This window comes from Psychrobacter sp. CX18, from assembly GCF_057396215.1.
The window spans coordinates 57370-69567 of record NZ_JBXYJH010000006.1 but is presented as its reverse complement, the minus strand read 5'-3'; the positions used below and the strand labels follow the sequence as shown (position 1 = coordinate 69567).

Here is a 12198-nt window from a genome sequence, read left to right as displayed (position 1 = left end):
TTGCCTTGTGGCTACTTTAAAGTTCTTTGACTATAGTCATAGACACCTACTTATCTTCATGGACAACGAAAAGGCAACTATACAGCCCTTAGCCTAGTAAACACAATTATTCATAACAGTTACTTGTTATGACCTTATTAGTGTCCTTATCGTTAATGTCCTTATCAGCACGCCCATCATTGTCCTTGTTCGTGACCTCATCAATAACTTCAACGATCTTTTCTGCCAGTTTCTTCGCCCAAAAAGCATAGGCGATACTATTGGGATGAAAGCCATCTTCTGAGAACATATCATCTACTGTCAAGCCTGCTTCAGAAAAGTCTACCGTTAAGGTATCAACGTTTGGATGCGATTGACAAATTTCTATCAATTTGTCATTCATAAGGTCTGACTGAGCGCCAATAAAGGTGTTTAAAGGGCGGGGTATAGACGGCATATGTGCCATAGGCGGCAGGCATGGGAAGATAATGTATTTGGCGCCAAACTTGCGTTTAGCAAGGGCTATTATCTCTTCAAGTTGCGCTTGCCACTTCTCTAATTTAACACCGGTAGTGGTGTCATTCACGCCAACCATCACAATTATGATATCAAGTTCTGTATCAGGATTGGGAAGTACATACAATCTTCGAAGTACGTCAAAGCTAGTATGTCCGCTAGTGGCATGAAGCTCCCAGTTTAATCTATCAAACCTATTTTGAATCTCAGATGTCGATTGTAATTCGCTTAATAAATGCCCTAACAGGGACTCTTGTTGTGAGTCAACGCCCACTCCTGCAGCAGACGAGTCGCCAGTCATCATTAAGTTAAAATGGTTGTTGGATTTACTGGACTCATTTTTCTTAGCGGACCTTAAGTCAATAACACCTTGACGATCGCCTTGTGCCTCAGGCAAACGAAGGGCGTTGCGTTTGAGTTTACGGCCTTGATAAATATATATCGGGGCTAGAGCGATATCTTTTGGTTGCATAGCGTCATCTTATGTGCAGGGTTAATAATGTTTTTACCTTTTCCTAATCTATTCTTGAGCCTATTATTTGTTAAACTCGGTCGGGCTTACTGAACCTACTATCTGTAGCATTTAATTTGTTGCGTTTGGACTTGCTTGACTCGATTGGTTAATGCCTGATTTGATATTAATTAGCTGACAATAAGTCTAATGTACTTAAGCGTATTATAGTTAAACGTGAACTCTAATAGTTTGCAGAATGTGTAGCGAAGCGAAACCCACGGCTTACGCTTTCACTATTATAATAAGAGCATCCCTATCGTAAGTCTAGTTAGTCAATCAATCAAGTAAAGCAACGAAATAAATTCTAAAGTGCCATAAAGCCCTAAAAAGCCCTAACAAATCTTGATAGGGCTTTTAAACTAATAACGAATAAAGGTTGGGTTTAATAAGAGTAGGGGTGAATAAACACTTAGCCTACCAACCACCAGTTCGCTTACGAATTGAGGTTAAACTCTCATCTACTAGCAATTTACCATCAACGAATACATCCTGTAGCACATTGTCTCTAGGATCAGTGAGCGACTCTTCTTTAATGGTGGTTAATTGACCTTTAGTATCTTTAATCAATGCCAACCGGCCTTTTTTAGAGCGTTTTGAACGACTGGTAATAGGGTCTTTGAAGATCTCTTTCCATTCGCCATTGATACTAATCGCACTGGCTTTCATCGCCCAGCTCATGGTGTCACGATTGACTTGCTGCAATAATCCTCCACCCATACCAAATGTGACATTGTCTGCACTAAAGCCTGCCTGCATAATGGTATCCAAAATCCTACCTAAGCTATGTGGACCAATACCATCGCCTTGAATAAGGCGCACATAATCTGGCAGTACCTTATAGCCTTTACTGTTGACGGTATACCCAAATTTGACAGATAAGCGCTCAAGAGCTTCACGGACCACCTTAGCAGGGTCACCACTGTCAGGACGAATGACCAGTGTACCTCCCATCGTTTCGACCTGTTGTTTAAGTTCATCGCCCCAAATATTATCAATGGCATTCCACAAGTCATAACTGTCTGAGACAACGGCTACTAAATGACCCTCTCCACCAAATTGCTCCAACATATTGGCATAAGCGTCACGTTCACGCTCGCGGCCCCATGAGGTCATAGTGCTATGCTCGGCTGCAGGAATTGAGAAGGCAGGCATTTCCTTATGCATCCCATACCATCGACTTGCAGCGATTAAGGAGGTCATGCTGTCGGTACCGGAGAAGTTAACCAGATGTGCTAGGCTTCCTAGTGCCACAGACTCCATACTAGATGCGCCTCGAGCACCAAAATCATGCAACTTAAATGGTAAGCCCCCTGTACTATCAGCAGATTTCTCTAATGCTGCTTTGATTACGTTTTTACAGAAGTAGGAGACACTGGCCACTGTAGAGGGATACCATATCGCGCGTAATAAAGAGGTTTCTAAATAGCTTGGCAACCAATAAAACTCAGGATCTGTATTGACTATCTGGCAGACGACATTTGAGACAGGTACGATACTACCCTCAGGAACGGCTTGAATGCGAACGGGAAGGTAGCCGCCATGCTTTTCAACGAGTCTCTCCCAACCTGAGCGGTTAAACGGAAGACCATGGGCCGTAATGACAGCTTCAGCCTCATCAATATGGGCGGTAGTGATGGGGTCTTTAAGATACTCTTTAATAAAGGCTTGAAGGCCAAAGAATACAACATCATAGTCGCCTTTACGGGCTTCGACGTAGCTTGACATATACTCACTACCGGGTGGATATTGCAACCAGTGTGAGGCCTTATAGCTGTCTGAATTGAGAATGAGATTATTAAAATTACCAGTGTACATAACAGAACTCCTCTGTTTAAAAAACGACCCCCCAATCGAAAAAACAATGGGGGGCTCATTATCACTGCTAGCTTGGCAATTCTAGACAGTGTGTTGTACCCTCGCCGTCTATCAGCTCAGGTAGGTAAAAAAGGTTGACGAAGATATAGTTAACTATATGATTTATTGAATGTTTAACAGGTATACATAATAATAAGTTAAATTTTGGCTATAAAAGATAAAAATTTACAACCCGACCATTTTGGAAATAATCGCATAATGGTCTTCAAACATTTTTGAGGCATCAAGCTTGGCTAAAGGCAACCAGAATGCCTTGGTAGCATCATCGCCCCCTTTGACTTTAGGCAGGCCTTTGGCGTCATTTTTTAATTGGAAATAAAAGGCTTGCGTAATAGTACGACCGCGCGCTGAGCGGTAAGGATCATCAAAAGTATGTTGTGAATGCCTTGAGCCGCGTAAGACAGGCTCTGGTACTTTAAGTTTGGTCTCCTCCCTTAATTCTCGAATACAAGCATCGAGCAGGGTCTCTTTTTGATCAATAAAGCCTCCAGGTAATGCCCACAGTCCACGACCAGGCATACTGCGGCGTTCAACAAGCAATATATGACCAGACTGAACCACTACGGCGTCCGCCGTCATAAAGGTAGGCGGATACGGAGTATCTTGCCACTGCTTTTTATAATTATCGACAAACCATGCTTCTTCTTGTAGCTTTTGATAGTCATCCGTTTGTTTAAACTGCTCTAAAACGTCCCGTGTCGAAGCGGGCGAGCGATCGCCGGTTGGGGTTGCCCCCATTAAATAACCTTCGCGAATAGGCGTGGCTGATAAATTTTTGTAATTCGGAACGGAGATTGACTGCCAGTTTGGGAACAGAGACAAGTAGTAAGAAGAGCTATCTTTTGAGTGACCAATGAGGGCAATATCAGCGCTTAAGTCTTGAGTGACCGAATAAATGGCGGCCTGCACATATTGAAGCCAACGCGTATCGTTATACAGCGCATCATCTAGTCCGACACAATGAATGCGTTTGGCCTCCTTTTTAGAATAAGCGCCTTGGATCATTTGTGCCCGCTCTTCTACACTAAAAGGATTACGTAGACTGCGGGGTAAGTTCGCAGAGCCGATCAGCATAATTACATTTTCTGCACGGTTTAACGCCTCATCAACCACTGCTTTGTGACCTAAATGAAACGGCTGAAATCGACCTATAAATACTAAATATTTATAACGGCGAGTTTTGTTTTTACCCCCTTTTGCGCTATCGGATTGATTTGCTGGGTCCATAGGGCTTTGTTCGGGTAACACACTCATTATTTCGACTCCTGAAGTGGCAATACATGACTATTAAACGGTGATATTAGCTTATTTAATTAGGAATATATCTTTAACTTTAATAAGCTTATCAAGTTATTAGGACATAGAAGTAATACCAGTTCTATAAAATAACCTATCCTTTTCAAGCACAGTCAGACTCGCTGAACCTACTTTGTGTAGTGTTTGCTTTCGTCTTCCTCGATAGGTTAATTTCTAAATTTGATATAAGTTATAGTGACATATTAACAGCGTTAAAAACAACAATGAAAGCGTGTTAAAACGTAAAATTACCAAACTATCTGAGAGTCATTGGCTTTGTTACTGATATCACACTGCCAGTATATGAGTGCCTCCAGCCAAATATGCGATACTTATTAACGTTAAATTTAACTGACTCGTGCACCTTTTAACCAACGTTTAGTCTGTCGTCTATTGGCCTGAATTTGACGGACACCATGAGCAATCAAAAACATGATCCCTATCCATATTAGACCATAGCTATAGAGCATAGCCGGCTCAAAGGTATCTCCTAATACCGTGATGGCTAAGAAAAACAAAAATACGGGCTCAAGGTAGCTCATCATGCCAAATACATTGACGGGTAACATTTGACTGGCATCTATGTTGGTCTTTAAGGCTAATACGCTGATGATACCTAAGCTGACCACTAAGAAAAGATAAACCGCTGAGCTGGTTACAAAAGTAATATTACTAGGCGCAACATATAGTAAGTAAGCCAAGGCAATGGGCAAAAATAAAGTCAAATCCACCAACATGCCAGTCATCGCCGTTACGCCCTGCAGTCGCCGCATAATGTAGTAAATCGGATAAGTGCCACATACCCATAACGTCGCCCATGAAACGCTTTGGGTGCGTACGATTTCAATAGCAATACCCAACATCGCAAAAATAACCGCGGTCCACTGTAATCGGCTAAGGCGCTCTTTAAAGAATAGAAATCCAAATAGCACCATCATTAAAGGGAATAAGAAATAGCCCATTGCCACTTGAACCCCTTGATCATTGACAGGCGCCCACATAAATAACCACAGTTGACTAAAGAATATAGGCGTCGGCAGCAGTAACCATGCCAATTGTTTTGGCGTCTTAAATTGACGTATGACATTAATATGCATACTCAATCGACCTCTTAGCATCAAGAACGTCATCAATACTACCCACATAGACAGCATCCGCCATATAAAGACTTGACTGCCTGATAATGGCTTTAAAAGATGGCTATAAAAGTAGAGTATGGCAAACAGTATGTTTGAGATGATTGCCAATATGACACCCACAATAGCAGTACGCTGTTGTATTTCATTTTTTGCCCAATAGGAGATGAATGGTAATCCAGTCATTGGCTTATTTGAGATTTGATGAGAGGCATCATGATTAGGCATATAAGGCACCATAAAGTTATTACAAAAACCAGTTACACCCTTATCTATATCTATAGTAGGAACTCAATACAGACCCTAGTGCACCATACTTGGGCTAGAGATATTAAAATATAAAAATAAAAACCCCCTTGGATAATTAAGGGGGTCGTTTAAAGTGAGCTAAAGACGTTATTAAAGAGGCTATTTAAAAGCTAAACGTGATACGTTAGTTTTATTGGGATGTTACTATAATGTGAGACGTTACTATAATGAGTTTATTTTTTCAAGACCTTCTTGACGTAGAGCTTCTGTGACGCTCTCATCCGATTCAATACGGTTAATAAACGGATTAAAGTTATCATAAGATGACAAATCTAACCCAAATTTCTTCGACCAACGCATGACCACATATAAGTATAGGTCAGCAGTAGATTTACTGCCTGTCAGGTACTGTTGTTTGCCTAACTGTTCATTAGCAAGGGCTAACATATCGACCAGTTTTTGCTTGGTGTTTTTTTCTAGTTCAGCTTGAGCCGACTTATCACTGACAAAACTATCTGGGCTAAATAAGGGAGCAAATCCTTTGTGAACATCTGAGTTCAAATACGCCAACCAATGCATCACCTTAGCTTGCTCAGCAGCAGTGTTAAAGTTACCAAAAATTTTGGTATCGGGAAAAGAGGCATTGATATAACTTTGTACCGCTATGTTTTGAGTAACGACGGTATCCCCATCGACGATTGCAGGTACAGAACCTTGAGGGTTAATTTTAAGATATTCCTCTGATTTTACAGAATCATGATCCATGACTTCAAGCTCATACTCTGCTCCAGTCCATTCAAGAGCGGTATGAGGCACAAACGAGCAGGCACCTGGTAAGACGTATAATTTCATATTATTATCCTTATTAAATGAGTTGTTGACTGAGTTATTAGAATTTTTTGGTTAAATTATTGAATTGTGTTACTAACAACGTTTTACGAACCTAATTGAGTGTAAAGAAGGCAAAAGGATAATTCAATTTCAAAATGTGAAGATGAGTCGGTATTCTCTAGGTGTGTTAGGTCTTCATACTTTTTAAGATGCTCATACTTCATAAGGTGCTTATACTTTTTCATCCTCATCTATCTTAGAGACCAACAATTGGTTAATTTTAAGATTCTCAGTATCTAAGATTTCAAATTTAAAGCCGGCATGTTCAATGATATCTGTTTTTTTGGGTATTTTTCTGAGCATATACATCATAAAGCCGCTAATGGTTTCATAGTTTTCAGAATTAGGAAAGCTAAACACGCCAAGCGTACGTATTACATCCTCAATGGGCGTCATACCATCAACCAGCCAAGAGTTTTCGGATCGTTGCACAATCGGTTGTTCATCCACTGTGACCAGCTCACCCATGACGATACTCATCACGTCTTTTAAGGTAATTACACCCACCACTAGGGCGTATTCATTGACAATGACAGCGAAATCAGACCCCGTACTTTTAAAGGTTTCTAGCACATCAAATAAAGTCAATGTGTCTGGGATAAAAAGGGCGGTATGCAGAATATTGGCATCGGTTAATTTTACTTTCTCCTCTTTCAATATTAAGGCCAAATACGCTCGAGACTCAACATAACCAAGGGTTTGCTCCAAGTCATCTTCTAAACATATCAAAAACTTATGATGCGGCTTCTGAATCATAGTCTCAATGATGACATCTTCTTTCTCTAATGAGTCAAAATAAATAATATTCTCACGCGTAGTCATTACTGAGGTGACGGTACGTTCCTGCATCTCAAAAATATTGGCAATAAGATGATGCTCTTGTTTTTTTAAAACCCCCGCTTCTGCACCTGCATCCATGACTGCAAAGATATCCTCTGAGGTCATATCATCACGGCGAACGGTAGAGATACCTAGTAGCTTAAATAAGATATCAGCGGCGCCATCAAACACCCAAATCATCGGCTTAAATATAAAAATAAGGGTCATCATTGGACGGACCAAGCGTATGGCAATAGGCTCAGCAAAAGACATGGCAAATCGTTTCGGCATCAGATCTGCAAACAACACAAAGGTACTGGTTACAAAAATGAAAGACAAAATAGAAGCGAGTGTCTCATGACCAAAAATATTAACCAAATAGGGACTGATGGCTGATTCGCCGATGACACCTGCCAAAATTGCCACCGCATTGAGAAGTACTTGAACCACGGTAATAAAGCTACCCGGATTGTCTTGCATACCTAAGACATCAAGCGCCCGAATATCTCCTTCCTTGGCCAGAATTTGTAGTTTGATTTTGCGGGCAGATGCCAATGCCAACTCTGAGCTTGAGATAACCGCACTGACGGCTATTAATAAAAAAATAGAGATTATCGCACTGATTAGACTCATGATAGTAAGCTCTAAACCTTTTGTTTAGCCATTGATATAGGACGACAGATTGTATCCTATCGTTTTAATTAGGGTATCGTTTTAATTTGGGTGATAGAGAAGTATAAGCCGCTTTAAAGCCTATGACGAGAAGCAATATCCGGCCAATTTATCACAGTATTATAAAGTAAATTTAGAACAAGTAAGCATGATATGTCATATCTACTTTAAAAGAGGGTTTATCAGCATGTCTTATCTGTGTAGTTATAGTGATTTAACTTGATTAATTTACAATCACCGCCATAATAGAACCATAAAAGCTTTATATTAAATTTTGTTCGTTTTGGACGATTCGTTCTAGACAAAAATTAAATGTGAGCCTGCAAATTTTCCACACTATAAGAGGTCATATTATGACTGATAACGCACACGTTTCTGCTATCGATACAGATCAGACAGACATCAAAACCAATATAACAATTACCGAATCCGCTCAAGGGTATTTAGCTGAGTTATTAGCGAAACAAGAGACACCGGGTATTGGTGTTCGTATTTTCGTTGAACATCCAGGCACACCACGCGCAGAGTGTTGCATGGCTTATAATCAGCCTGGTGAAGAAGACGCTGCTGACTTACAAATGCCATTTGAAGACTTTACAGCTTATATTGAAGCCAGCTCTGTGCCTTATTTAGAAGATGCGGTGATTGATTATAATAAAGATCGCTTTGGGGGTCAGTTAACCTTCCGCGCGCCGAACTCTAAAGTACCTAAGGTTGGGGCGGATGCGAGTGTTGAAGAGCGTATTAATTACGTGCTGCAATCTGAGATTAACCCAAGCTTAGCTGCTCATGGGGGTAATGTTCAGTTATTAGAGCTTATCGAAGAAGAGGGCGTTGGTCTAACTGCGGTACTTAAATTTGGTGGCGGCTGTCAGGGCTGTTCTGCTGTAGACATGACACTGCGTCAAGGTGTTGAAGTACAGCTTAAACAACAAATCCCAGAGCTTACGCAAGTGGTTGATGAAACCGACCATACCCGTACTGAAAATGCTTATTATAAGTAAGCTTTATTTTTAATTAGACAATTAAATAAGTTGTGGGTAACGTAAGTTTTATTAGTGTCAATAGCTTACAAGTATGCCATACATTTAGCTATTATCTTGATCATTAAGCTGGGTTATCATTGGATAATTCAGCTTTTTTATGGCTTAATTAAAGTCAATTACGCTTCAAACCTATAAATGGGTTATATAGTCGTAGTCAGATAAATGAGGTACAAGGCAATCGAGTGTAAGTAATATTGGTGTAGGCTAAGCAAAATTAACTCCGTAACTTTTTTATATGGCTATGACTGTAGGTGTTCTTGACACCTATGATAGTTGTATCAGAGTACGATACAATGATAGCGTTTGATTCACTCGCTGAGTCACTAACCATTCATCGGTATAGTTTAATTTATTTAAGGAAGACTTATGAGTAATGAAGAGATGTCAAAGAATAACGTTACTGACACTACCAATGAGGACACTAAAAACCACCGTTTAGAAACGCTGTCTATCCATGCCGGTTACAGTGTAGAGCCAACCACTAAAGCAGTCGCTGTGCCCATTTATCACACCAGCTCTTATGCGTTTGATGACACCCAGCATGGCGCTGACTTATTCGATTTAAAGGTTGCTGGTAATATCTATACCCGCATTATGAACCCAACCAATGCGGTGTTAGAGGAGCGTGTGGCAGCATTAGAAGGGGGCATTGGGGCGTTAGCAGTTGCTTCAGGTATGGCGGCAATCACTTATGCAGTGCAAACTATTTGTGAGGCAGGGGATAATATCCTAGCAGTATCGACCTTGTATGGGGGTACTTATAACTTATTTGCGCATACTTTGCCACGCCAAGGTATCGAAGTGCGCTTCTTTGACTATCGAAATCCTGAAGCCATACATGACCTTGTGGATCATAAAACCAAAATGGTATTTGCGGAAAGTATCGGCAACCCGCTAGGTAATATCATTGATATCGAAGCGATAGCAGAAGCGGCGCACAAACACGGTGTTCCCGTAGTTATTGATAATACAGTCGCCACACCAGTACTGTGCCGTCCCTTTGAATATGGGGCTGATGTAGTCGTTCACTCATTGACTAAATATATGAGTGGTACCGGTACGTCAATTGGTGGTGCTATCGTGGATAGTGGTCAGTTCAATTGGGGTGATTATCCTGAGCGTTTCCCAATATTGAATGAGCCTGATGTGAGCTATCACGGTGTCAACTTTGTGAAAGATGTGGGCGCGGCCGCCTTTATTGCACGGGCACGGGTAGCCCCATTACGTAATACAGGCGCGGCCTTAAGTCCTCTAAACGCATTTAGTATTATGCAAGGGATTCAGACGTTAAGCCTACGTATGGAACGTCATGTTGCCAATGCTCAAGCAGTGGCAGAGTATCTTAAAGCCCATGATAAGGTGTCTTGGGTTAAGTACGCGGGCTTGCGTGATCATCCCGATCATGCGTTGGCAAAAAAGTATGTCAAAGGAACGCCTTCTGCGATATTGACCTTTGGGGTGAAAGGGGGACGTGAAGCGGGTGCTCGGTTTATTGATGCGCTGAATCTGATTACCCGTTTGGTTAATATAGGCGATGCCAAATCTTTAGCGAGCCACCCTGCGACGACGACACACCGTCAGCTAAATGCGGAGGAGCTTGAGCAAGCTGGGGTCAGTGAAGATATGATTCGTCTGTCAATTGGTATTGAACATATCGAAGACATTAAAGCGGATCTTGAGCAAGCATTAGATAAAGTTTAGTAACTTTTTTGACCCAATTATGCATAATAACTTGATTTGTCGAAATTACTCGGCCTGTGTTTGACGTGAGCGGGCTGGTTTTACAGGTTGTGGTTATTGGTACAATTTGTATTAGAACTGGTGTTAATTTAACGAACAAAAGCCCCAGACTAGATCAGTCTGGGGCTTTTTGTTAGATTAAGCAGGTAAGACGTTCTTCGCAATGCTTTGGTATTCAGATGATGTCAGTCTTGGCCCAAATTGTTGAACAATATGACTGGCAACCATCCCTGCCAATTGAGCACACTGCTCAATAGAATGCCCATTTGTCAGCGCATAAAGAAAACTTCCGGAGTAGTTATCACCGGCACCATTAGTATCAAGTACTTTATCCACTGTTGGGGTGCTAACGACCGTAAGATCTAAAGAGCCGTCCTCAGCGCGTTGATAGATAATGGTATCATCAGGACCATTGGTCACGACAGCAAGATCACAATATTGAGTTAAAGCCTGTGCTGCCTGCTTAATCTCATCGGTCTGCGTGAACAGCCTAGCTTCTTCTGCATTACAAAAGATAGCATCAACCCCATCCCCTAGCATCTCAAGTAAGCCCTCTTTGCCAAAGTTTATGACCGCGGGATCAGCAAAGCTGACTGCTATCTTGGTATGGTTGGTTTTGGCTTGTTGACGCAGCTTTTGCAGCGCAGGGCGTAAGCTCTCTGACATCGCTAAGTAACCTTCAAGATACAACCATTGACTTTGACTAAGCGCGTCAAGATCAATATTAGCAATATCGATGTCACTTGATGTGCCCAAGTAAGTCTGCATGGTGCGTTCACCATCTGGGGTGATAGCCACCACACAAGATCCCGTAACACCGCCTTCAAAGACTGATAACTCAGCCGATGTGGCAACGCCGGCTTGATTTAAGTCACTCAGATAAAAATGACCTGCATCATCATCTCCGACACGACAGCCGTAAAAGGAGGTGCCCCCTAAGCATGAAAATGCAAACGTAGCATTGGCAGCTGAGCCGCCGCCAGATTGTTTAGAGGGTTTTAAATTCTGGGTTTTAAACTCATTTAAGAGTGTCGTTTGTTCCTCAAGGCTTGCTAAGGTCATGGTGCCTTTGGTTAAGCTGGTTTTGGTCAGTTGTTCGTCATTTAATAGGTATTCGTGATCTACTAAAGCATTGCCTACCGCCATTACATCGTACATAGTGTGTCCAAAATATTGTGTCGAAGTGATATGAAAAAAAGCCTAATCTTTTGAGTTGCTATGATACGGCAAATGATGACGTTTGTGGAGATGAATGTAAGGGGATTTTAAGCGATATCTGTGAAACCTTGAACAGCCATCTAACTATAATAAAAAAATAATGTTTAAATTGTATGTAGTTATAATCTATTGATTTTATTAACAAAAAATATTGATTATAAATTATACAATTTAAGGACAAGCCTTATTATTTCTAACATTTATGATGTCAAGTTATGACTTATACACAGAGTTATCCACAGTCTAT

General features: G+C 41.2%; 9 protein-coding genes. 2 read left to right on the top strand and 7 right to left on the bottom strand.

From position 1 onward, the window contains the following. Positions 1-106: 106 nt before the first annotated feature. The 6 genes from AC2SLT_RS06795 to paeA all read right to left on the bottom strand — a co-directional run bounded on the left by AC2SLT_RS06795 (position 107) and on the right by paeA (position 7908). On the bottom strand, positions 107-967 hold the full coding sequence (locus tag AC2SLT_RS06795) for an SGNH/GDSL hydrolase family protein (protein ID WP_486546890.1): 861 nt from the start codon (positions 965-967) through the stop codon (positions 107-109). A gap of 456 nt (positions 968-1423) precedes the next feature. After that, positions 1424-2824, bottom strand: coding sequence for a nicotinate phosphoribosyltransferase (locus AC2SLT_RS06790; protein WP_486546889.1), 1401 nt, complete (start codon positions 2822-2824; stop codon positions 1424-1426). A gap of 225 nt (positions 2825-3049) precedes the next feature. After that, positions 3050-4138, bottom strand: coding sequence for a bifunctional nicotinamide-nucleotide adenylyltransferase/Nudix hydroxylase (locus AC2SLT_RS06785; protein ID WP_486546888.1), 1089 nt, complete (start codon positions 4136-4138; stop codon positions 3050-3052). 389 nt (positions 4139-4527) lie between these two features. Further along, positions 4528-5544 carry an EamA family transporter RarD gene (gene rarD / locus AC2SLT_RS06780; RefSeq protein ID WP_486546887.1) on the bottom strand — a complete coding sequence of 339 codons (1017 nt, stop codon included), beginning with the start codon at positions 5542-5544 and terminating at the stop codon, positions 4528-4530. 243 nt (positions 5545-5787) lie between these two features. Further along, positions 5788-6417, bottom strand: a complete 630-nt coding sequence (locus AC2SLT_RS06775; protein WP_486546886.1) for a glutathione binding-like protein — start codon at positions 6415-6417, stop codon at positions 5788-5790. Positions 6418-6627: 210 nt separating this feature from the next. After that, on the bottom strand, positions 6628-7908 hold the full coding sequence (paeA, locus tag AC2SLT_RS06770; protein ID WP_486546885.1) for a polyamine export protein PaeA: 1281 nt from the start codon (positions 7906-7908) through the stop codon (positions 6628-6630). A 392-nt stretch (positions 7909-8300) separates the two neighbouring features. Between paeA and nfuA the strand changes: the two genes are divergently transcribed. Then, a complete protein-coding gene (gene nfuA / locus AC2SLT_RS06765; RefSeq protein WP_486546884.1) occupies positions 8301-8951 on the top strand; it encodes a Fe-S biogenesis protein NfuA in 651 nt (216 codons plus the stop codon). 423 nt (positions 8952-9374) lie between these two features. Further along, positions 9375-10694: an O-acetylhomoserine aminocarboxypropyltransferase/cysteine synthase family protein gene (locus AC2SLT_RS06760; protein WP_486546954.1), complete on the top strand. Its 1320-nt coding sequence runs from the start codon at positions 9375-9377 to the stop codon at positions 10692-10694. Positions 10695-10871: 177 nt separating this feature from the next. On the opposite strand, the gene AC2SLT_RS06755 is transcribed toward AC2SLT_RS06760, so the two are convergent. After that, positions 10872-11891: an adenosine kinase gene (locus tag AC2SLT_RS06755; RefSeq protein ID WP_486546883.1), complete on the bottom strand. Its 1020-nt coding sequence runs from the start codon at positions 11889-11891 to the stop codon at positions 10872-10874. Positions 11892-12198 lie beyond the last annotated feature (307 nt).

Coding starts and splice junctions, on each gene's coding strand:
- AC2SLT_RS06790 (WP_486546889.1), bottom strand. CDS start 2,824: ATGTACACTGGTAATTTTAATAATCTCATTCTCAATTCAGACAGCTAT.
- rarD (WP_486546887.1), bottom strand. CDS start 5,544: ATGCCTAATCATGATGCCTCTCATCAAATCTCAAATAAGCCAATGACT.
- paeA (WP_486546885.1), bottom strand. CDS start 7,908: ATGAGTCTAATCAGTGCGATAATCTCTATTTTTTTATTAATAGCCGTC.
- nfuA (WP_486546884.1), top strand. CDS start 8,301: ATGACTGATAACGCACACGTTTCTGCTATCGATACAGATCAGACAGAC.
- AC2SLT_RS06760 (WP_486546954.1), top strand. CDS start 9,375: ATGTCAAAGAATAACGTTACTGACACTACCAATGAGGACACTAAAAAC.
- AC2SLT_RS06775 (WP_486546886.1), bottom strand. CDS start 6,417: ATGAAATTATACGTCTTACCAGGTGCCTGCTCGTTTGTGCCTCATACC.
- AC2SLT_RS06795 (WP_486546890.1), bottom strand. CDS start 967: ATGCAACCAAAAGATATCGCTCTAGCCCCGATATATATTTATCAAGGC.
- AC2SLT_RS06755 (WP_486546883.1), bottom strand. CDS start 11,891: ATGTACGATGTAATGGCGGTAGGCAATGCTTTAGTAGATCACGAATAC.
- AC2SLT_RS06785 (WP_486546888.1), bottom strand. CDS start 4,138: ATGAGTGTGTTACCCGAACAAAGCCCTATGGACCCAGCAAATCAATCC.